The organism is Pseudomonas sp. NPDC096925, assembly GCF_044762545.1.
In the GTDB taxonomy this organism is placed as follows: domain Bacteria; phylum Pseudomonadota; class Gammaproteobacteria; order Pseudomonadales; family Pseudomonadaceae; genus Aquipseudomonas.
In genome coordinates, this window is record NZ_JBIWEM010000002.1 from 86,716 (window position 1) to 107,853 (window position 21,138).

General features: G+C 64.1%; 21 protein-coding genes. 11 read left to right on the forward strand and 10 right to left on the reverse strand.

Annotation, left to right across the window (positions count from 1 at the left end; genetic code table 11):
- Positions 1–42 precede the first annotated feature (42 nt).
- The 3 genes from ACIQYU_RS06440 to ACIQYU_RS06450 are packed head-to-tail and all read right to left on the reverse strand — an operon-like array spanning position 43 to position 3,601.
- Positions 43–990 (reverse strand): dihydrodipicolinate synthase family protein, encoded by a 948-nt coding sequence (locus ACIQYU_RS06440; protein ID WP_063912993.1) that lies wholly within the window; start codon positions 988–990, stop codon positions 43–45.
- A 44-nt stretch (positions 991–1,034) separates the two neighbouring features.
- A complete protein-coding gene (locus ACIQYU_RS06445; RefSeq protein ID WP_207830780.1) occupies positions 1,035–1,961 on the reverse strand; it encodes a 4-hydroxyproline epimerase in 927 nt (308 codons plus the stop codon).
- A 23-nt stretch (positions 1,962–1,984) separates the two neighbouring features.
- Positions 1,985–3,601 (reverse strand): APC family permease, encoded by a 1,617-nt coding sequence (locus ACIQYU_RS06450; protein ID WP_063912991.1) that lies wholly within the window; start codon positions 3,599–3,601, stop codon positions 1,985–1,987.
- Between the two features lie 378 nt (positions 3,602–3,979).
- Here ACIQYU_RS06450 and ACIQYU_RS06455 point away from each other — a divergent pair, with 378 nt between their 5' ends.
- A complete protein-coding gene (locus ACIQYU_RS06455) occupies positions 3,980–4,762 on the forward strand; it encodes an AraC family transcriptional regulator (RefSeq protein WP_207830783.1) in 783 nt (260 codons plus the stop codon).
- Here ACIQYU_RS06455 and ACIQYU_RS06460 read toward each other — a convergent pair.
- Entirely contained in the window at positions 4,750–5,637 is an 888-nt protein-coding gene (locus ACIQYU_RS06460; RefSeq protein WP_207830786.1) for a LysR family transcriptional regulator, read from the reverse strand. The genes ACIQYU_RS06455 and ACIQYU_RS06460 overlap by 13 nt on opposite strands.
- A 140-nt stretch (positions 5,638–5,777) precedes the next feature.
- Here ACIQYU_RS06460 and moaB point away from each other — a divergent pair, with 140 nt between their 5' ends.
- Complete coding sequence (gene moaB, locus ACIQYU_RS06465) at positions 5,778–6,317, forward strand: molybdenum cofactor biosynthesis protein B (protein ID WP_003259533.1); 540 nt, start codon at positions 5,778–5,780, stop codon at positions 6,315–6,317.
- A gap of 119 nt (positions 6,318–6,436) precedes the next feature.
- On the opposite strand, the gene ACIQYU_RS06470 is transcribed toward moaB, so the two are convergent.
- Both ACIQYU_RS06470 and moaA read right to left on the reverse strand, forming a co-directional pair.
- The gene (locus ACIQYU_RS06470; RefSeq protein ID WP_207830788.1) at positions 6,437–7,336 is read right to left on the reverse strand and encodes a bestrophin family protein; all 900 of its coding nucleotides are present in this window, start codon (positions 7,334–7,336) and stop codon (positions 6,437–6,439) included.
- A 20-nt stretch (positions 7,337–7,356) separates the two neighbouring features.
- Positions 7,357–8,361, reverse strand: a complete 1,005-nt coding sequence (gene moaA / locus ACIQYU_RS06475; protein WP_233687528.1) for a GTP 3',8-cyclase MoaA — start codon at positions 8,359–8,361, stop codon at positions 7,357–7,359.
- Positions 8,362–8,700: 339 nt separating this feature from the next.
- Between moaA and ACIQYU_RS06480 the strand changes: the two genes are divergently transcribed.
- Entirely contained in the window at positions 8,701–11,031 is a 2,331-nt protein-coding gene (locus ACIQYU_RS06480; RefSeq protein WP_207830795.1) for an FdhF/YdeP family oxidoreductase, read from the forward strand.
- Positions 11,032–11,146: 115 nt separating this feature from the next.
- Here ACIQYU_RS06480 and ACIQYU_RS06485 read toward each other — a convergent pair whose 3' ends face one another.
- Complete coding sequence (locus ACIQYU_RS06485; RefSeq protein WP_046616476.1) at positions 11,147–11,608, reverse strand: Lrp/AsnC family transcriptional regulator; 462 nt, start codon at positions 11,606–11,608, stop codon at positions 11,147–11,149.
- A 92-nt stretch (positions 11,609–11,700) separates the two neighbouring features.
- On the opposite strand from ACIQYU_RS06485, the gene ACIQYU_RS06490 reads away from it, so the two are divergent.
- Positions 11,701–12,882, forward strand: a complete 1,182-nt coding sequence (locus tag ACIQYU_RS06490; RefSeq protein ID WP_063912985.1) for a PLP-dependent aspartate aminotransferase family protein — start codon at positions 11,701–11,703, stop codon at positions 12,880–12,882.
- Positions 12,883–13,005: 123 nt separating this feature from the next.
- Here ACIQYU_RS06490 and ACIQYU_RS06495 read toward each other — a convergent pair whose 3' ends face one another.
- Complete coding sequence (locus ACIQYU_RS06495; protein ID WP_063912984.1) at positions 13,006–13,242, reverse strand: YdcH family protein; 237 nt, start codon at positions 13,240–13,242, stop codon at positions 13,006–13,008.
- A gap of 117 nt (positions 13,243–13,359) precedes the next feature.
- On the opposite strand from ACIQYU_RS06495, the gene ACIQYU_RS06500 reads away from it, so the two are divergent.
- The 5 genes from ACIQYU_RS06500 (at position 13,360) to ACIQYU_RS06520 (ending at position 18,086) form a co-directional block, all read left to right on the forward strand.
- The gene (locus ACIQYU_RS06500; RefSeq protein ID WP_063912983.1) at positions 13,360–13,725 is read left to right on the forward strand and encodes a 5-carboxymethyl-2-hydroxymuconate Delta-isomerase; all 366 of its coding nucleotides are present in this window, start codon (positions 13,360–13,362) and stop codon (positions 13,723–13,725) included.
- Between the two features lie 164 nt (positions 13,726–13,889).
- The gene (locus tag ACIQYU_RS06505; RefSeq protein WP_284384365.1) at positions 13,890–15,527 is read left to right on the forward strand and encodes a phosphoethanolamine transferase; all 1,638 of its coding nucleotides are present in this window, start codon (positions 13,890–13,892) and stop codon (positions 15,525–15,527) included.
- Positions 15,528–15,727: 200 nt separating this feature from the next.
- Positions 15,728–16,861 (forward strand): ribonuclease D, encoded by a 1,134-nt coding sequence (rnd, locus tag ACIQYU_RS06510; RefSeq protein WP_063912981.1) that lies wholly within the window; start codon positions 15,728–15,730, stop codon positions 16,859–16,861.
- Positions 16,858–17,151: a YcgL domain-containing protein gene (locus ACIQYU_RS06515; protein WP_063912980.1), complete on the forward strand. Its 294-nt coding sequence runs from the start codon at positions 16,858–16,860 to the stop codon at positions 17,149–17,151. Before rnd ends, ACIQYU_RS06515 begins: the two co-directional genes overlap by 4 nt.
- Before the next feature lie 2 nt (positions 17,152–17,153).
- Positions 17,154–18,086 carry a D-2-hydroxyacid dehydrogenase gene (locus ACIQYU_RS06520; protein ID WP_207830807.1) on the forward strand — a complete coding sequence of 311 codons (933 nt, stop codon included), beginning with the start codon at positions 17,154–17,156 and terminating at the stop codon, positions 18,084–18,086.
- Positions 18,087–18,217: 131 nt separating this feature from the next.
- Here ACIQYU_RS06520 and ACIQYU_RS06525 read toward each other — a convergent pair whose 3' ends face one another.
- Complete coding sequence (locus ACIQYU_RS06525; protein WP_207830809.1) at positions 18,218–18,811, reverse strand: nitroreductase family protein; 594 nt, start codon at positions 18,809–18,811, stop codon at positions 18,218–18,220.
- Between the two features lie 144 nt (positions 18,812–18,955).
- Here ACIQYU_RS06525 and ACIQYU_RS06530 point away from each other — a divergent pair, with 144 nt between their 5' ends.
- Both ACIQYU_RS06530 and ACIQYU_RS06535 read left to right on the forward strand, forming a co-directional pair.
- The gene (locus tag ACIQYU_RS06530) at positions 18,956–19,405 is read left to right on the forward strand and encodes a YcgN family cysteine cluster protein (protein ID WP_402798599.1); all 450 of its coding nucleotides are present in this window, start codon (positions 18,956–18,958) and stop codon (positions 19,403–19,405) included.
- A gap of 41 nt (positions 19,406–19,446) precedes the next feature.
- Positions 19,447–20,655 (forward strand): hypothetical protein, encoded by a 1,209-nt coding sequence (locus ACIQYU_RS06535; RefSeq protein ID WP_207830811.1) that lies wholly within the window; start codon positions 19,447–19,449, stop codon positions 20,653–20,655.
- 130 nt (positions 20,656–20,785) lie between these two features.
- Here the strand turns inward: ACIQYU_RS06535 and ACIQYU_RS06540 are convergent, their stop codons facing one another.
- The gene (locus ACIQYU_RS06540) at positions 20,786–21,124 is read right to left on the reverse strand and encodes a DUF2892 domain-containing protein (protein WP_207830813.1); all 339 of its coding nucleotides are present in this window, start codon (positions 21,122–21,124) and stop codon (positions 20,786–20,788) included.
- Positions 21,125–21,138: the final 14 nt, after the last annotated feature.

The window sequence follows — 21,138 nt, forward strand, 5'->3', positions numbered from 1 at the left end:
ACCCGCTCCCACAGGGGCTGCGGCTCGGCCTGAATCAGGCGATCAGGCGATGTTCTGCTCGGCCGACCAGCTGGCGTACCAGGTGCGGAACAGCGCGTACTGCTGCTCGGCATAATTGCGCTGGGCGTCGGTCAGCAGGTCGGTTTCGTTGAAGTGCAGGCTGTATTCGCTGTCGCCGTTCAGCACCATCAGGTGCTTGTAGTACAGCACCAGGTCGCAGCCCTCATCGAACGACGACAGCACCGCCAGCGCCGCTTCCAGTTCCCGTGCCAGGCGGCGGGCCTTGGCGTCACCCTTGGCCGCCTGCTTGCTCAGGCTCACCAGGTGCAGCACCTCACGCGGCAGGGCGTTGCCGATGCCGGTGATGGCGCCGGTGGCGTTGCAGTTGACGAAGCCATGCACCACCTGGGTGTCCACGCCAACCATCAGCGTCACGTCGTCATCCTTGGAGGTGATGTGCTCGGCGGCATAGCGCAGGTCGGCGCCACCGCCGAACTCCTTGAAGCCGATCAGGTTGGGGAACTCGCGGCGCAGTTCGAAGAACAGGTCGGCGCGGGTGGCGAAGCCGTAGTACGGGCTGTTGTAGATCACCGCCGGCAGCTTCGGCGCGGCTGCCAGGATGGCCGAGAAGTGATGCTTCTGGGCAATCAGCGAGGCACCGCGGCTGAGCACGCGAGGGATGACCATCAGGCCGGCGGCACCGACCTTGGCCGCGTGGGCGGCGTGAGATACCGCCTCACGGGTGTTCACCGCGCCGGTACCGACGATGGTCGGGATGCCGGCGGCCACCAGGCGTGCCACGCCTTCCTGGCGCTCGGCCTCGGTCAGCAGCGGCCAGTCGCCCATCGAGCCGCAGTACACCACGGCGCTCATGCCGGCCTCGATCAGCTCGCGGCCCTTGCGCACCAGGGCGTCGAAGTCCGGCTTGCGCTCGGCGGTGCAGGGGGTCATCAGGGCGGGCATGGTGCCGGTGAAGATATTGTTGGTCATTGTTGTTACTCCTCGCACTATTCGTTTTTTGGAAAAAGCCGGGGTCAGATGCCCCAGGCGAACGGGTCCTGTTCGTCGATCAGCAGGGTGCTGTCGGCGGTCATGTAGGCGCGGCCGGTGATGAACGGGCGAATGCGTTCGCCGTCGCGCTCGTAGCGGCCATGGAACTGGCTGCCGGTGATGCTGGCCTGAACCCAGGTCTGGCCTTCGTCGAGCTTGCCGTCGGCGGCCAGGCAGGCCAGCTTGGCGCTGGTGCCGGTGCCGCAGGGCGAGCGGTCGTAGGCCTTGCCGGGGCACATCACGAAGTTGCGGCTGTCGGCGTTGGCGTCGTCGGCGAACAGTTCTACGTGGTCGATGGGGGCACCGTTTTCACCGGTGATGCCCTGGGTTTCGAGGGCCTTGAGCATGGCCCAGGTGTACTCGGTCAGCGCCTCACGGTTGTCCAGCTCTATGCGCTGGCCGTGTTCGGAGACGAGGAAAAACCAGTTGCCACCCCAGGCGATGTCACCGCGCACCAGGCCATGGCCGGGCACCTCCACCAGCACCTGCTGGCGGTAGCGATAGGACGGCACGTTGCCGACGGTGATGGCGCCGTCTTCATGCAGGGTGGCGCTGACCTGGCCGACCGGGGTGTCGATCTTGTGCACGCCCGGTGCGATCAGGCCCAGGTGTTGCAGCGAGGCGATCAGGCCGATGGTGCCGTGGCCGCACATGTTCAGGTAGCCAGCGTTGTTGAAGAAGATCACCCCGCATGTGGCGTCGGCCGACACCGGTGGGCAGTACAGCGCACCGACCAGCACATCGTTGCCACGTGGTTCCAGCAGGCAGGCGCGGCGCCATTGGTCGTGCAGCTCGCGCAGTTCGTCGCGTTGCTCGGCCATGCTGCGGCCATGCAGTTGCGGGAAGCCTTTCATCACCAGGCGGGTGGGTTCGCCGCCGGTGTGGGAGTCGATGACGTGAATCTGTTTCATGAGCTTGTCCATTCCGGAGTGGGTCAGGAGGCGACGGCGGCAGGGCGCTGGCCTGGGTAGCTTTCGGCAGAGGCTTCGCTTTCATCCTCACCCTCCAGGCGCACCAGGTGGGCAGGCACGCCGGTGGCCGCGCCCCAGTAGTAGATGCCCAGCGCACAAGCGGCCACGACCACGGTGTCGAACGGGTGGCCGAGCACTCCCAGGCCGCCGAAGCTGCCCAGCCACGACAGCAGGATGGTCACTGCGTAGAAGCCGATCAGCCACGCCGACGAGCGCACTTGCTGGGCCAGCGACAGGTGCTGGGTCGGCACGAAGCGGCCGCACAGCAGGTACAGCACGAACATCACGATCTGCAGGGCCAGCAGCCATGACACGGTCTTCCAGCCCGACCAGTACACGATCAGCGCGGCGATGATGAACGACAGCGGGCCGAGCACGCCCATGCCCTTGACCCGGAACGGGCGCGGCATGTCGGGGGCGTTGCGGCGCAGGGCGGCGACGGTGACCGGGGCCACGGCGTAGCTCAGTACCAGGGCGGCGGAAACCACGTTGATCAGTGCTTCCCAGGACGGGAATGGCAGGGTCCAGAACACCGACAGGCCAAAGGTCAGCCACAGCGCCGGGCGCGGGATGCCGGACTCGGCGTCGATGCGGGTGAAGTACTTGAAGAAGGTGCCGGTCTGCGCCCAGCCATAGACCACGCGCGGGGTGGCGTTCATGTAGATGTTGCCGCAGCCGCTGGGCGAGATCACTGCGTCGGCCACCACCAGGTAGGCCAGCCAACCCACACCCAGGGCCAGGGCGATGTCACGGTAGGGCAGGGCCAGTTCCTTGGTCACGGCGGCCCAGCCGTTGCTCAGCATTTCAGTTGGCACGCTGCCAAGGAAGGCCAGTTGCAGCAGGGCGTAGATCGCGGTGGACAGCAGTACCGAGAGGATCAGTGCGATCGGGATGGTGCGTTGCGGGTTCTTCACCTCGCTGGCCACCGAAATGATCGGTGTCAGGCCCAGGTAGGCGAAGATGATGCCACCGGCCGATACCGCCATTTCAACACCGGACAGACCGAACGGGGCAAAGCCCTGGACCTCGAAGTTTTCCGGCTTGAAGAAGGTGAACAGCACGCCGATTACCAGCAGCGGCACGATGAACTTGAACACACTGACCAGATTGTTGGCCTTGGCGAAGGTTTTCACGCTGCGGTAGTTGAGGAAGAAGAACAGCCCCAGCAGGGCGAACTGCACCAGCCAGCCGAGCACGGTCGGGTCGCTGGAGCCGGCCTTGGTCAGCCCGGGGAACCAGGCGGCGGCGTATTGGCGCGAGGCGACCACTTCGATGGCGATCAGGCTGGAAAAGGCGATCAGGGTAATGAAGCCCATCAGGTAGCCCAGCAGCGGGCCGTGGGAGTAAACCGGGTAGCGCACCACGCCCCCGGCGCGCGGCAGGGCAGCGCCCAGTTCGCAATAGACGATGCCCAGCAACAGCACGGCGAAGCCGCCAAGGAACCAGGACAGGATGCCGGCCGGGCCGGCGATGGCCGAAACGTGGCTGGCGGCGAACAGCCAGCCGGAGCCGAAGATGGCGCCTAGGCCGATGAAGGTGAGGTCCAGCAATGACAACTGTTTTTTGAATTTGCCTGACATGGGTTCGCCTTTTTGTTGGTTATTGGATAGGCAGGTCTGATGTCACGAGATGCGGCTTTTTGGGCCGCGCTCTTGTAGGACTTGGGGCGGCTTGCGTGGGGCATAGAGTGGACCGATCAGGGCGGCGGATCTTGATGGTTTTCTGCAGGGCTGATGACGAAATCGGCACAGTTGCAGAAAAACAGTGGCGAGAGGAACGGGGGGTGAATAGGCTGTAAGCCATACCGCATAAGGGTTGTAGACATTTACTCGCTGTGCCTGCCCTTTCGCGGGTAAACCCGCTCCCACAGGTACCCCCGCAGCTTCGAGGGCTGCGCAGTACCTGTGGGAGCGGGTTTACCCGCGAAAGGGCCGGCACAGCAGACCGAGACAGAGCAGATGACCAACACCCCCCTGGCAACCCTGTACCAGTCCCTCGACCAGCACCGCCCCGCCAGCCTCGAGGCGCTGCTCGCCGGTGTCTCCCTGCTGCTGCCAATCCTCGACGCCATCCCCAACGCCGCGATCTTCATCAAGGACCCGGCCGCCCGCTACGTGCTGGCCAACAACACCCTGGTCCAGCGCTGCGGCCTCAAGCGCCTGCAACCGCTGCTAGGCAAGACCAGCGCCGAAGTGTTCCCGGCACAGCTGGGCCCCGGCTACACCGAGCAGGATCGTCGTGTACTCAAGGAAGGGTTGGTATTGGCAGACCAGCTGGAACTGCACCTGTACGGCAGCCGCGAACCCGGCTGGTGCCTGACCCACAAGCGCCCGCTGTATAACCAGGCCGGCGAGATCATCGGCCTGGTCGGCATCTCGGTCGATTTGCAATCAGCCGCCGACAGCCACCCCGCGTACCAGCGCCTGGCCGCGGTGGACGAGCATATCCGCCGGCATTTCCACCAGCCGATCAGCATGGGCGAGCTGACCCGTATCGCCGGCATCTCCGTGGCCCAGCTGGAGCGTTACTGCAAGCGAGTGTTCCACCTCACGCCAAGGCAGATGATCCACAAGGCGCGCCTGGAACACGCTCACCGCCTGCTGCACTCGGAAATGCCGATCACTGATGTGGCGATGCGCTGCGGCTATACCGACCACAGCGCCTTCAGCCGCCAGTTCAAGCAGCTGACCGGCTTCACCCCGCGCCAGTACCGCCAGGCGACCAGCGCTCAGCTGGCCTGAAACAGCGCCCGCGCCTCATCGAAGCACTGCTCGGCAATGGCCGAACGCGGCTCGCTACGGCGCAGCAGCAGGCCGACCGGGCTGTGGATCGCGGCGTCGGCCACCGGCAGGATGCGCAGGTGCTCGCTCAGGTCTTCCAGGCCGCAGTCCAGTGGCATGACCGCGCAGCACATGCCGGTGTTGATGGCCTGGATCAGCTGGAAGCTCGAGTCGCTTTCCAGCACCGCATTCGGCTCCAGGCCACGGCTGCGGAAACTCAGGTCCAGCGACTGGCGGTAATGCATGCCCTTGCTCAGCAGGCCCAGCGGAATGTCGCCCAGCTCGTCCCAGCGCAGGGTATCGCTGGTGAACTGGAAGTGCCGGGTATCGTGCAGCAGGCCCATGGTGGTGGTGCCCAGTTCGATCACTTCGAAGAAGCTGGTGTTGACCTGGTCGAGGTAGCAGATGCCCAGGTCGAGCTGGTTGCGGCTGAGTCCGTCGATGATCTGTTCCGAGCTGAGCGAACTGAGCTGGAAGTGCAGTTCAGGGTATTTTTCACGCAGCGGCAGCAACAGGTGCATGGGGTTGAAACTGGCCAGCGGCACCGTGCCCAGGCGCAGGCTGCCGACCACCTGGCCACGGCAGCTGGCGGCTTCGGCCTGCAGGCCGTCGTGAGCGGCGAGCAGGGTGCGGGCCCAGGCCAGGATGCGCTCGCCGGCCTCGGTGAAACCCTCGAAGCGCTGGCCACGCTTGACCAGCACCAGGTCCAGTTCGTCTTCCAGGTTGCGCAGGCGCATGGACAGCGTCGGCTGGGTGATATGGCACAGCGCCGCCGCCTGGCCGAAGTGGCGGGTCTGGTCGAGGGCGATGAGGAATTTGAGCTGCTTGATGTCCATGGAAGTGCCTGGTAGCGGGTTGTGCAGACCTTAACCCACGTCTGCGATAGATGTCATTGATCAGTCGGTACGCCATATCGATTGGACGCTCCTGGGCCATGCCTCTAGCGTGGCGGCAATGCCACTCAAGGAGCCTCCCCGTGCGTGTCCAACCCGACGCGGTCTTCGTACCGCTCAATATCGCCGTGCTGACTGTCAGCGACACCCGTACCTACGACAACGACACCTCCGGTGAGCTGCTGGCCAGCCGCTCGGTAGAGATTGGTCACCGCCTGGTGGCGCGGGCGTTGCTCAAGGACGACCTTTACAAGATTCGCGCCCAGGTCGCCACCTGGATTGCCGACGAGCAGGTGCAGGTGGTGCTGATCACGGGCGGTACCGGTTTTACCGGCCGTGACAGCACGCCGGAAGCGGTCGAGTGCCTGCTGGACAAGCGCATCGATGGCTTTGGCGAACTGTTCCGGGCCCTGTCGATTCTCGATATCGGTACCTCGACCGTGCAGAGCCGGGCGCTGGCCGGGCTGTCCAACCGCACGTTGGTGTGCTGCCTGCCGGGGTCCACCGGGGCCTGCCGTACGGCGTGGGAGGGCATCCTGGCGGAGCAGCTGGATGCGCGGCACCGGCCGTGCAACTTCGTCAAGCACCTGAAACCGATCGAGGCCTGCGCAAGCCGGGGCTGAGTCTTCTCCTGTCCTGGCCTCTTCGCGGGTAAACCCGCTCCCACAGGTAACGCGCAGGGTTCGAAACCTGTGGGAGCGGGTTTACCCGCGAAAGGGCCGGCACAGGCCACTGCATTCGGTCAGCTCAATACATGGTCTACAGGCAACAACGCTGGCGGCAGCTGTTGTTCTCCCAACCCCGCCAGCACATCGCGCTCCACGGTCCGTACCATGGCATCGGTCGGCAGGTCGTTCTCATCGCGCCCGAACGGGTCCTCCAGTTCGTTGCCAATCGCATCCAGCCCGAAGAACGTGTACCCCACGATGGTGGTGAATAGCGGTGCCAGCCAGCCCAGCGGCTCGGCCAGGGCAAACGGCAGCAGCAGGCAGAAGATGTAGATGGTGCGGTGCAGCAACAGCGTGTAGGGGAATGGCAACGGCGTGCCCTTGATCCGCTCGCAGGTGGCCTGCACTTCGGTCAGGCCCACCAGCCGCTGCTCCAGCAGGCTGTAGCGCCAGTCACTGATCTGCTGCCGTTCAGCCAGCCGCGAGCAATGCCCGCCAACTTCGCGAAGGATAGCGTCGCATACATTGTGCGGGCTGATCACCTCGGGGCGGGCCAGCCAGGGCCGGGCGGCGGCCAGTTCGTCCTCGCTGCGCAGCCGAGCATTCAGCGCATGGGCAAAGCCGCACAGGCTGCGCAACAGTTCGGCACGCAGGGGTTCGTCGGTAATCACCAGGCTTTCGCGCACGAACGAGCGGGTTTCGATGATCAGCTTGCCCCAGGCCTTGCGCCCCTCCCACCAGCGGTCATAGCAGGCGTTGTTGCGAAAGCTCATGAAAATCGACAGTGACAGGCCCAGCAAGGTGAACGGGGTGGCGCTGACCGGGTAGAAAAACGCCGGGAAATGCCGCTCGACCAACACGATCAGCGCGGCCAGCAGGGTGATCGTCAGGCAGCGCAGGGCAATGCGCTTGACGATCGATCCCTTGAGTGTGAACAGCACACGCAGCACATCGGGGGTGGGATGGACGATCATGGAAATCCAGAGACGGCTGCCTAGCCGCCGGTCATGTTCATGAAACGCAGGATCTGCACGTCGCCACCGACTTCGAAGTGATGGCGGTAGGGTTTGAGGTGCAACGAGTCACGAATGGCCTTTTCCAGGCGTTCGGGGTCGCCGGGGTGGGCGCGCAGCACCTGTTTCAGGTCCACCGAGTGTTCATTGCCCAGGCACAGCAGCAGGCGGCCTTCGACGGTGAGGCGCACGCGGTTGCAGGTGGCGCAGAAGTTGTGGCTGTGTGGCGAAATGAAGCCGACCCGAATATTGGCAGCTTCGGCCAGGCGCCAGTAGCGGGCCGGGCCCTGGGACGACTCGGTCGACTCGACCAGGGTGAACTGCTCGGCCAGCAGCGCGCGTACTTCATCGCTGGAGCAGAACGACTCGCCGCGTTCATGTTCGCTGATCACGCCCAAGGGCATTTCTTCGATGAAGGTGATGTCCAGCTCGCGGTCGATGGCAAAGCGCACCAGGTCGACCAGTTCATGGTCGTTGCGGCCCTTGAGCACCACGCAGTTGAGCTTGGTGCGCTTGAAGCCGGCCTGGCGGGCGGCGTCGATGCCGGCGATCACCTGGTGCAGGTCGCCGGTGCGGGTCAGTTGCTTGAAACGGTCGGCGTCCAGGCTGTCGAGGCTGATGTTCAGGCGCGTCACGCCAGCGTCGAACAGCGGCTGGGCCAAGCGCCCGAGTTGCGAGCCGTTGCTGGTCAGGCACAACTCGCGCAGGCCGGGCAGGGCGGCGATGCGCCCGCACAGGTCGACGATGCCCCGGCGCACCAGAGGCTCGCCACCGGTCAGGCGAATTTTGCGGGTGCCAAGGGCGACGAAGCGCTCGGCCACCTGGAACAGTTCCTCGAGGCTGAGGATTTGCTGGCGCGGCAGGAACTGCATGTCTTCGGCCATGCAGTACACGCAACGGAAGTCGCAGCGGTCGGTGACCGACATCCGCAGGTAGTCGATTTTCCGGTTGAAGCCGTCGATCAGGGCCCGGCTGTTCTGTTCCACGTTCGCGCTCGAATGGCTTGGGACTCGATTCAAGCTATAACTTGGGCGCAGGGCCGTCAAATTGCTTTGTCCGACCGATTGATCGATGGCCTCTATCATGGCTGCAGGCCACGTATTTCATCGCGTCGCCCAATTCGCGGGTAAACCCGCTCCCACAGGTAAAGCGCAGGACTCGAAACCTGTGGGGGCCCTGTGGGAGCGGGTTCACCCGCGAAGGCCGTGACGCGGTTCCAGCCCATGATCGAAACCGCCTATCACCCCGTAAGATCTTTCGATTGGACGGCTCTACCCCACGCTCCATAGGCTGAAAAAAAGCATCGAAGCGTGAGGATTCACCGCATGAGCCAGGACCAACATATCAGGGACTACAAGGGCGCCGCCGCCGGCTGGGGTGCGCTCAAGAGCGTGACCAAGAGCTGGCTGGGCAGCGACAATGCCTTCAAGAACCTGCGGGCCATGCTCAAGACCAACCAGAACGGCGGCTTCGACTGCCCCGGCTGCGCCTGGGGCGAGTCGCCGGAAAACGACATGGTCAAGTTCTGCGAAAACGGCGCCAAGGCGGTCAACTGGGAGGCCACCGGCCGCTCGGTGGACCCGGCGTTCTTCGCCAGGTACAGCGTCAGTGCGCTGGCCGAGCAGACCGACTACTGGCTGGAGTACCAGGGCCGCCTGACCCACCCGATGCGCTACGACGCGGCCACCGACCACTATGTGGAAACCAGTTGGGAAGAAGCCTTCGCGCTGGTTGCCCAACATTTGCGCGCTCTCGAATCGCCCGACCAGGCCGAGTTCTACACCTCGGGCCGGGCCAGCAACGAGGCGGCGTTCCTCTACCAGCTGTTCGTCCGCGCCTACGGTACCAACAATTTCCCCGACTGCTCGAACATGTGCCATGAGGCCAGCGGCGTGGGCATGTCGGAAACCTTGGGCGTGGGCAAGGGCACCGTGGTGTTCCACGACCTGGAACTGGCCGACGCCATCTTCGTCATCGGCCAGAACCCCGGCACCAACCACCCGCGCATGCTCGAACCGCTGCGTGAAGCGGTCAAGCGTGGTGCCCAGGTGGTCTGCTTCAACCCACTCAAGGAGCGCGGCCTGGAGCGCTTCCAGCACCCGCAGCACCCGTTCGAGATGCTCAGCAATGGCTCCGAGCCAACCAACACTGCCTACTTCCGCCCGGCACTGGGTGGCGACATGGCGGTGATGCGCGGTATTGCCAAGTACCTGCTGCAGTGGGAGCGTGAAGCCCAGGCCAAGGGCGAACCGGCGGTGTTCGACCATGCCTTCATCGCCGAGCACACCAGTGGCATCGACGCATACCTGGAAGCCGTGGATGCCACGCCCTGGGCGCACATCGTCGAGCAGTCGGGCCTGACCCAGGCCGAGATCGAACTGGCCGCGCGCATGTACCGCAAGGCCGAGCGGGTGATCATGTGCTGGGCCATGGGCGTCACCCAGCACCGCCACTCGGTGCCGACCGTTCAGGAAATCGTCAACCTGCAGCTGCTGCGCGGTAACGTTGGCAAGCCCGGCGCCGGCCTGTCACCGGTGCGTGGCCACAGCAACGTGCAGGGCGACCGCACCATGGGCATCGACGAGAAGCCCGGGGCGGCACTGCTCGATGCCATTGAAAAACGCTTCCGGTTCCGCGTGCCGCGCGCCCACGGGCACAACGCGGTGCTGGCGATCAAGGCCATGGAAGAGGGGCGGGCCAAGGTGTTCATCGGCCTGGGTGGCAACTTTGCCCAGGCTACGCCGGATACGCCGCGCACCCATGCGGCCATGCGCAATTGCGCGCTGACCGTGCAGATTTCCACCAAGCTCAACCGCTCGCACCTGGTCACCGGCCGCGACGCGCTGATCCTGCCGTGCCTGGGCCGTACCGAAATCGACATGCAGGCCAGCGGGCCGCAAGGCGTGACCGTGGAGGACACCTTCAGCATGGTGCACATCTCCCACGGCCAGCTGCGCCCGCGCTCGCCGCACCTGCGCTCGGAGCCTTGGATCATCGCCGGCATGGCCCAGGCGACCCTGGGCAAGCAGCCGATCGACTGGGAGTACGCTGTTGCCGACTACGGCCGTATCCGCAGCATGATTGCCGATGTGATCCCCGGCTTTACCGATTTCAACGAGCGCCTGCAACACCCGGGCGGCTTCCACCTGGGCAACAACGCCGCCGACCGTACCTGGCGCACGGCCACTGGCAAGGCGCGCTTCAGCCCGCACCTGCTGCCGGAGCAACTGGTGAATGCCAAGGTGCTGGCGCGCGGTGACAAGCCCGACCTGATCCTGCAGACCCTGCGTTCGCACGACCAGTACAACACCACCCTGTATGGCCTGGACGACCGTTATCGCGGGGTGTTCGGCCTGCGTGAAGTGGTGTTCGTCAACGAGGTCGACATCCGCCGGATGGGCTTCGAGCCAGGCGAGCACGTCGACCTGGTGTCGCTGTGGGAGGATGGCGTGGAGCGGCGGGTGTCGGGCTTCCGCCTGGTGGCGTATGACGTGCCCGAAGGGCAGGCGGCGGCCTATTACCCGGAGACCAACCCGCTGGTGCCGCTGGAAAGCTACGGCGAGGGGACCTATACGCCGACCTCGAAGTTCGTGGCGATCAAGGTGGAGAAGGCCAAGGCGGGGAACCGGATCGCGGCGGTGCTTGCTTCGGAATGATGGGTTGCCTGTGCTGGCCTCTTCGCGGGTAAACCCGCTCCCACAGGGACCCCACAGTTTCAGCACTGTGGTACTCCTGTGGGAGCGGGCAAGCCCGCGAAGAATCCAGCACCGATCAGGAACGATGCACCGGGTAAGCCGTGGTGTACTTCATCTGCTCCATGGCAAAACTGGAAGTAATGTTCGACAGCCCATCAGTACTGGTAATCAGCTTCTTGTAGAACCGGTCATACGCCGCAATATCCCCCACCACCACCCGCAGCATGTAATCCCAGTCCCCCGACATGCGGTAGAACTCCATCACTTCCTCGAACCCGGTCACGGTCGCGGCAAACTGCTCCAGCCAGGCGCTGTCGTGGCGCTGGGTCTTGAGCTGGACGAACACCGTCAGCCCCAGCCCCAGCCGTTGCGGGTCCAGCAGGGCAACGCGGCCGACAATGTAGCCGTCCTCCTCCAGGCGCCTGACCCGCTTCCAGCATGGCGTGGTGGACAGGTTGACGGCCTCTGCCAGGTCCTTGAGCGAGATCGAGGCGTCGCGCTGAAGTAGGGTGAGAATGTGCTGGTCGAAGCTGTCCATATTGCATGTGGGCCGTGGAGAAAAATTTTTCACAGATTACCCCAAGGCCAGAAGATTTGGGTTGTGCGATAGTGGCAACTTTCATTCTGCCAATGGGCCTGACCATGTCCGACAAGCCGCGCAATTTCGCCACCCGTACCATTCACGCCGGTGAGCAGTTCAGCGTCGCCGATAACGCTATCTTTCCGGCGATCGTCACCGCCAGCTCGTTCACCAAGCGCAGCCTGGATGACAAACCGGAATACTCCTACAGCCGCGTCGGCAACCCCACCCGGCATGCCTACGAAACCTGTGTCGCCGCCCTGGAAGAAGGGGTGGGCGCGGTTGCCTGCGCCTCGGGTGTGAACGCCACCGCCACCGTGCTGGAGCTGCTGCCCAAGGATGCCCACGTGGTGGTGATGAACGGTGTGTACGGCGGTACTTTCCGTATCCTCGAAGACTACCGCAGCCGCACCTCGGGCCTGACCACCACCTACGTCGACCTCAACGATCTCGAGGCGGTGGCTGCCGCCATCAAGCCGGAAACCCAGCTGATCTGGATCGAATCGCCGACCAACCCTTTGTTGCACCTGGTCGATATCAAGGCTGTGTGCGACCTGGCCAAGGCGCGGGGCATCCTTACCTGCATCGACAACACCTTCTGCTCGCCATGGAACCAGCGCCCCATCACCCTGGGTGTGGACCTGGTGATGCACTCGGCCAGCAAATACATCGGCGGCCACTCCGACCTCACCGGTGGCGTGGTGGTAGCCGCCAATGATGCGCTGTTGGCGCGCCTGCGCCGCATCAGCATGGCGATTGGCGCGGTGCAGGGGCCGTTCGACTGCTACCTGGCCCTGCGCGGCCTGAAGACCCTGGATGTGCGCATGGAGCGCCAGTGTGCCAATGCCCTGCAGGTAGCGCGCTTCCTCGAAAGCCACGCGCAGATCGAGCAGGTGTATTACCCGGGGCTGGAAAGCCACCCGCAGCATGAGCTGTGCAAACGCCAGATGCGCAGTGGCGGGGCGGTGGTGGCGATGAAGGTCAAGGGCGACCGGGCCGCGCTCAACCGGCTGGTCGAGGCGCTGCAGATCTTCGTGCTGGCCGACTCGCTGGGCGGGGTGGAGAGCATGATCAACCACTCCTGGAGCATGTCGCACTGCTCGCTGAGCCCGGAGCAGAAGGGCGTGATGGGGATCAGCGAGAACCTGCTGCGGTTGTCGGTGGGGATCGAGGATTACCGCGACCTGGTCGAGGACCTGGATGGGGCGTTGAAGGCTGCGGCTGCTGTGTAAGGGCTGCTGGCCTCTTCGCGGGTAAACCCGCTCCCACAGGGACTCGGCTGCCATCAGGGCTGGCGCTGTACCTATGGGAGCGGGTTCACCCGCGAAGAGGTCGGTGGATTCAATGAATTCCTGTCAGGATTTGGGCGGATGAATGATCCGTTCGATCTTGTCCTTGATCAGCAACCGCTCCTTGCGCAGGCGGTTGACGGCCTCGTCGTTGGTACCGTTGCCTTCGGCGGCGACTACCTCCTTGTCTTTGGCGTTGTATTCCTTGTGCAGTGAGTGCAGCGTCTGGTCCTTGTCGATGAGCGCCTGGAATGCATCAGCGGTAACGTGCAGGTCAGCGAGCAGATCATGCGGAACTGGCATTTCTTCACCTCTGTCGGGGGTTGGCGAATGGTTCTGACCTTTGAGGATAGTCGCCTTTGCGCAGGTAGGGGTCTGGGTTAGGCTGTCGCATCTCTCCCGTGACCCGGAACCTGCACCATGCCCCACCTGAACCTGGAATACAGCGACAACCTGCGCGAGCTCAAAGTCGACGTCCTGCTGCTGCGTCTGAACCACGCCCTGGTCGGCAGTGGCCAGTTCGCCGACGAGGCTGATATCAAAAGCCGCGCCGAAGCCTTCAAGCACTATCGGGTGGGCACCGCGCCAGGCGAGCGCGCCTTTGCCCATGTGCGCCTGGCCATCCTCAGCGGGCGCTCGCCAGAGGTGAAGACGCAACTGTCCGCCAGCCTGCTGGAGGTACTGCGTGAAGCCATTCCCGAGCAACCCGGGCTGGACATTCAGCTGTGCGTGGAAGTGCTGGACATCGACCGCGAGCCATACGCCAAGGCGCGCCTGCCAGGCTGAACAGTGCCGAATGAACTTCTTTTAATGTAGAAAAGGCGCCTGCTCACGAATTTGTTGGCGTCTTTTTCACAAAAAATTGATGGTGCGCTTTCTAGAGTTCAGCCAAATTTCCCCGGTGCCGCGCAGGCCCTTGGGCTGATAATCACTCTTGATTGCGAACACTAATGCTCAACTTCAAATCCCTGCGGACTGAATGGGTCACGCTGCTGGCCAGCCTTTACCTGCTGATCGGCTTCAATGTCTTCCTCTGGCAACACCTTGAACAGATCGTTCCGTCCGGTTTGCCGGGGCTTTGGCTGAGCCTGGCGTTTGCCGTGCTGATGTTGTTCGCATTCAACCTGATCCTTACCTTGTTCGCCTTCCGGTATGTATTGAAACCGATACTTATCGTGTTGTTCATGAGTGGTGCGGGTGTGGCTTACTTCATGAACCAATACGGTGTACTTATCGACGCGGGTATGTTCCGCAATATGGCGGAAACCAACGTGGCGGAAGTGCGTGACTTGCTCTCGCTGAAGTTTGCCTTGTATATCCTGGGCCTCGGTGTAGTGCCTTCGGTGCTGTTGTGGAAGGCGCCGATCGCCTACCGCGCCTGGCACCGTGAACTGCTCGGCAAACTGGTGGTTGGCGGTGTCTGCGTGGTGGCCCTGGGCTCGGTGGCACTGATCAACTACCAGGGCCTGTCGTCGCTGTTTCGCAATCATCACGAACTGCGCCTGATGCTCACCCCCAGCAATATCGTGGGTGCCTCCATCGGTTATGTCAGCGAGCGCCTCGGTACCGCATCGCGGCCCTTCCAGCATTATGGCGAAGATGCCAAGCGCGATGCCGCCTGGCAAAAACATGAACGCAAGTCGCTGACCGTGCTGGTAGTGGGCGAAAGTGCGCGGGCAGACCACTTCGGCGTGCTCGGCTACAACCGCGATACCACGCCGAACCTTGCCAAAGAGCAGGGCCTGCTGGCGTTCTCCGATGTGCACTCCTGCGGCACTGAAACCGCCGTCTCGGTGCCGTGCATGTTCTCTGGCATGAAGCGCAAGGACTACGATGCCCGCGTGGCGAAGAACCGCGAAGGGTTGCTGGACATCCTCCAGCGTTCCGGCCTGGCGGTGCAGTGGCGTGACAACCAGTCGGGCTGCAAGGGCACCTGCGACCGTGTGCAGTTCATCGATGTCAGCAACCTCAAGGACCCGCAGCTGTGTGCTGATGGTGAATGCCATGACCAGATCCTGCTGCAGGGCCTGGGTGAGCTGATCGACAACCTCGACAAGGACACCGTGCTGGTGCTGCACCAGATGGGCAGCCACGGGCCTGAATACTTCAAGCGCTACCCCGGCGCCGACCAGCGCTTTGCCCCGGTGTGCCAGAGCAACGCGCTGGACCAGTGCAGCGAGCAGGAAATCATCAACGGCTACGACAACACCCTGGCCTATACCGACAAGGTGCTGGCCTCGCTGATCGACACCCTGCGCAGCAAGCAGGACAAGGTCGACACGGCGATGATCTACCTGTCCGACCATGGCGAATCGCTGGGTGAGTACAACCTGTTCCTGCACGGCACGCCTTACGCCATCGCCCCCGAGCAGCAGAAGCACGTGCCGCTGCTGACCTGGTTCTCCGACAGCTACAAGGAGGACTTCGGCGTCGACACCGACTGCCTGGCCAAGCTCAGCGATGCGCCGCTGTCGCAGGACAACCTGTTCCACTCGATGCTCGGCCTGTTGCAGGTGCACACCGAGGTCTACCAGCAGTCGCTGGACATGTTCGCCAGCTGCCGGCCGTGGCTGGCAGCCAAGCGCTGAGTCGAAGCGCGTTCCATACTTGGGCTTGCGCGGTCTTTGTGGGAGCGGGCATGCCCGCTCCCACAGGGATCGCGAAGCTTGCGGATATTGCGCACTGAACATGCACAACAGCACCACTGATCGATATCAAGGATGGCCCGGGTTTCACCAGCAGTGCCCGCGCCGTATATACTGCGCGCCAATGTTAGTGGGAGAGCCTCGTGGCCATCGAAATACACTGGATCCGTGACGACCAGAGCCTGGCCGAACACTGTCGCGACTGGCACCAGCTGCCCTTTGTCGCCGTCGACACCGAATTCATGCGGGTCGACACCTTCTACCCCAAAGCCGGGCTGATCCAGATCGGCGACGGCAAGCGTGCCTTCCTGATCGACCCGCTGCTGATCGGCAACTGGCAACCCTTGGCCGAACTGCTGGATGACAGCGGGGTGGTCAAAGTGCTGCACGCCTGCAGCGAAGACCTCGAAGTGCTGCTGCGCCTGACCGGCAAACTGCCACAGCCGCTGTTCGACACCCAGCTGGCCGCCGGTTACCTGAACCTGGGCTTCTCCATGGGCTATTCGCGCCTGGTGCAGGAAGTGCTGGGCATCGAACTGCCCAAGGGCGAAACCCGCTCCGACTGGTTGCAGCGCCCACTGTCCGATACCCAGGTCAGCTATGCCGCCGAAGATGCCGTGCACCTGGCCGAGCTGTTCACTGTGTTGCGCCCGCGCCTGAGTGACGACAAGTACGCCTGGGTGCTGGAGGACGGCGCCGAGCTGGTGGCCGCATTGCGCCGCGAAGTCGAGCCCGAGAGCCTGTACCGCGATGTCAAGCTGGCCTGGAAGCTGGCCCCCCAGCAACTGGCAGTGCTGCGTGAGCTGTGCGCCTGGCGCGAGCGTGAAGCGCGCAACCGCGACGTGCCGCGCAACCGCATCCTCAAGGAACACTCGCTGTGGCCCATGGCCAAGAGCCAGCCGAACAACCTGTCGGCGCTGGCCAAGATCGACGAGATGCATCCGCGCACCATTCGTCAGGACGGTGAGTTCCTCATCCAGCTGATCAAGCGTGCCGCCAGCCTGCCAGCCGAGCAATGGCCCCAGGCCTTGCCCGAGCCTTTGCCAATCGAGGCCGCCGGTATCCTCAAGCAGCTGCGTGCCATCGGCCAGGCCGAAGGCGAGCGGCTGGGCATTGCCCCCGAGCTGATGCTGCGCAAGAAAGCCCTGGAAGCGCTGCTCAAGAGCGGCTACCCCAATGGCCCCTATCAATTGCCCGATTCGCTGCGCGGCTGGCGCCGTGAGCGTATGGGCCAGGCCCTGCTGGACAGCCTGGCAGGCGCCGGAGAGACCCGATGAAACGCATTTGCTCTATCTACAAGAGCCCCCGCAAGAACGAAATGTACCTTTACGTGCTCAAGGCCGACGGCCTGGAGCGCGTGCCCGAAGGCCTGCTGCCGTTCTTCGGCACGCCCATGCATGCCTTTGACCTGGTGCTGACCCCCGAGCGCAAGCTGGCCCGCGAGGACATCGCCAAGGTGCTGGAAAACCTCGACAACCAGGGTTACCACCTGCAGATGCCGCCGCCGGAAGACGACTACATCGAGCACCTGCCCGAAGAGTTGCTGCGACGTAACGACCCGGCCTGATCATGCGAGTACTGATTGCTGAGCATGATCATGCTCGATACGCCGAGATTTTGCGCGCAGCCGCGCCTGAACTGGAAATCCTCACCAGCGGTGACTCCGCCGAACTGGCCCTCCAGGCGCCGCAGTGCCCGGTGTGGCTGGGCCAGCCGGACCTGCTGGCAAGCCTGCTGCGCCAGGGCCACAAGCCGGGCTGGATGCAATCCACCTGGGCCGGTATCACTCCGCTGCTGGCCGAGGGCCTGCCGCGTGACTATCGCCTGACCCGCGCCGTGGGCATCTTTGGCCAGGTGATGGCCGAGTACATGCTCACCTACATGCTCGGCCATGAGCGCGAGGTGCTGTCGCGCCTGGTCAGCCAGGTGGAGCGGCGATGGGATGATCGCCCGGGGCGTACCCTGGAGGGGCGCAAGGTGCTGATCGTCGGCACTGGCGACATTGGTCAGCGGGTGGCCGAGTTCCTGCAGGCGTTCGGCGTGGTGCTGTATGGCGTTGCCAGCAGCGCCCGCGAGCAGGCGCCGTTCGTCGAGGTAGCGGCGCTGGCCGACCTGCCGCGCATGGTTGGCCAGGCCGACTACGTGCTCAACCTGCTGCCCGATACCCCGGCCACCCACGACCTGTATGACGCGGCGTTGTTCAAATGCTTCCAGCCCACGGCGCTGTTCATCAATGCCGGGCGTGGGGTGGCGGTGGTCGACGCCGACCTGGTCGAAGCGCTGAAGGAAGGGCACCTGGCGGGGGCGGTGATCGATGTCTGCCGGCAGGAGCCACTGCCCAGGCAGCATCCGTTCTGGACGGCGTGGGGCCTGCTGCTGACCGGGCACAGCTCGGCGCCTACCTCGCCGGCGGCGATGGTGCGGTTGTTTGTCGAGAATGTGCGGGCGTTTGCGGCGGGGCAGGCATTGCGTGGGGAAGTGGACTTCGCCCGGGGCTACTGAATTTGTAATGCCTGTGCCGGCCTCTTCGCGGGTAAACCCGCTCCCACAGGGTCTCCATGGCCCTCAGGTTCTGTGGGGCACCTGTGGGAGCGGGTTTACCCGCGAAGAGGCCAGTACAGCAAGTGCAAGGCTTACAGGCTGAAATCACCCTCGGCAGCCAGCTCGCTCAGTGGCTTGCGCGGGCTCGGCACTTCACGCGCCTGCAGGGCTTCGTTCAGGCTGGCCTTGTCACCCAGCTTGCCGATCGCCACCATGGCATGCAGCACGTAGCCCTCAGGCACCTTCAGCTCCTGACGCGCCAGCGCCTGGTCGAAACCGGCCATGCCATGGGTGTGCCAGCCGCTGAGGCTGGCTTGCAGGGCCAGGTGCCCCCAGGCGGAGCCGGTATCGAAGGTGTGCCACAGCGCCGGTTTTTCTTCCGTGGTGCCCGGGGCGGCGTAGGTGGTCTTGGAAATCACCACCACCAGTGCCGAAGCCTGTTGCGCCCAGCTGCGGTTGGCCGGCACCAGCAGGTTCAGGTAACGCTCCCAGTTCGGCGTGTCACGGCGGGCATAGAGGAAGCGCCAAGGTTGCGAGTTGTTCGCCGACGGTGCCCAGCGTGCGGCTTCAAGGAAGCTCAGCAGGGTTTCTTCGCTGATCGGCTCGGCGGTGAAGGCGCGTGGCGACCAGCGGTTGATGAACTGCTCGTTGATGGCGTAATCGGCAATGCGGGGGTTGGCGCTCATGGCGGCTCCTGCAAAAGTACGGGAAACGCGCACGCTACTGCGTCGCGTCGCGACTGACAAGCGGTCTGGCTTTGCCGAAGGCCAGGCTCTAGACTGGCGCCGCCGCGCGCCGTGGCCCCAAGATGAATGCAGGAAACCCGTGTCATGATCGCTGAAAACGCGCCGTTCTGGCGGCGCAAGACCCTCGAGCAACTCAGCCCGCAAGAGTGGGAGTCGCTGTGTGACGGCTGCGGCCTGTGCTGCCTGCAAAAGCTCGAGGACGAGGACGACAACAGCGTCTATTACACGCGCATCGCCTGCAAACTGCTGGATCTGGACACCTGCCAGTGCAGCGATTACCCCAACCGCTTCGCCCAGGTACCTGACTGCATCCAGCTCACCCCGGGCAAGGCCGACCAGTTCAAGTGGCTACCGAGCACCTGTGGCTACCGCCTGGTCAGCGAGGGCAAGGACCTGCCGGCCTGGCATCAACTGGTCTGCGGCGATCGTCAGCAGGTCCATGAACAGCGCATTTCCCAGTCGGGGCGCATGCTCAGTGAGCATGATGTGCACGAAGACGACTGGGAAGACCACCTGATCTTCCGCGCCAGCTGACCGGCGCGGCCCGCTGCCACGGGGAAACAAGGAGTTTCTGTATGCGTTGCCAGCTGTTGTTGCTGTTGGGCCTGATGGCCAGTTCGCCGGCCTGGGCGAAAAAGGTCGACCTCGACTATCAGGTGCGCCTGTTACCGGCCAGTGGCCAGGCGGAAGTCCGCCTCACCTTGGCCGAAGGCAGTGCCGTGCGCAGCCTGGACTTCGACCTGGGCAAGGCCGGAGCCTACAGCGGCTTCCAGGCTGATGGCCAATGGCATCTGCAAGGCCAGCGCGGCGTGTGGCAACCGGCGGCCGGCAAGACCAGCCTCAGCTACCGCGTGCAACTGGACCAGAAGCGCGGCAGCGGCGCCTATTCTTCGCGCATTACCCCGCATTGGGCGCTGTTCCTCGGCGACCAGCTGGTACCGCCTGCACGGCTCGACCAGCAGGATGGCACCGAGCTGGTGGCGCGCCTGGCGTTCGACCTGCCCGAGGGCTGGAAGAGCATCGAGACCTCGTGGCCGCGCATCGGCAAGGACAAGTTCCGCATCGACAACGTTTCGCGGCTGTTCGACCGGCCCACTGGCTGGATGCTCGCCGGCGACCTGGGCAGCCGCCGCGCCCGCCTGGGCGAAACCGAGGTGACTGTGGCCGCCCCGGTGGGGCAGGGTATGCGGCGCATGGACAACCTGACCTTGCTGACTTTTGTCTGGCCGCAATTGCAGGCGGTGTTCCCGCGCAATCCGCCGAAGCTGTTGTTGGTCGGCGCCCGCGACGGCATGTGGCGCGGGGCCATGGCTGCGCAAGGCTCGTTGTACCTGCACAGTACCCGGCCGATGATCAGCGAGAACGGCAGCAGCCCGTTGCTGCGCGAAGTGGTGCAACTGTTTGCGCAGATCCGTGGGCGTGACGGCAGTGACTGGCTGGTGGAAAGCCTGACCGACTACTACGCCAGCGAGTTGCTGCGTCGCTCGGGCGGGGTGAGTGACGACCGTTACCAGGCCTGGCAGGCGCGCCTGAGCAAGCAGGGTGCCAAAGTCACCCGGCTCAAGGGCGAGCATGCCACCCCGGCGCAGGTGGCGCGTGGGGTGATGTTACTGCAGGCGCTGGACAAGGAAATCCGCATCCACACCCAGGCCAAACGCTCGCTGGACGATGTGGCACGCGGGCTGATGCGCTTGCCAAGCGTGAGCACCGAAGACTTCGTGCAGATCAGCGAGAACGTGCTGGGGCGGCGCTCCGAGGTGTTGCAGAGCAAGGCGTTGCGCTAGCCATCTCTGTACCTGTGCCGGCCTCTTCGCGGGTAAACCCGCTCCCACAGGTACGGCGAAGAGGCCGAAGCCTTGGTGATCCTGTGGGAGCGGGTTTACCCGCGAAAGGGCCGGCACAGGCAGTGCAAAATCAATTGGCCAACGGATCCTTCCCGGTCACCGTCACCCCCCGCGTCGCTGCGTCGGCACTGGCCTTCAATGCCTTCAGCTCCGCCGCGCTGCGCTCGATGTCCGAACGCAAGCGGTGATATTCCTGCCGATGCCGCTGCCACCAGGCCTTGGTCGCACAACGCCCGCTGAAGCCCCGAGCCAGTGCCAGGCCGCCAACTGCGATCTGCAACAACCCGACCAGGCCGCCGTGGCGCAACCCCTTGCTTACCATCAACGCGCCACCAGCCAGCGAACTGGCGCGCTCCAGGCCACGAACGTTGTTGTCCTGCGATGTCGCTGCCGAATGGATATCAAGCATGGCAAGGTCTCCGT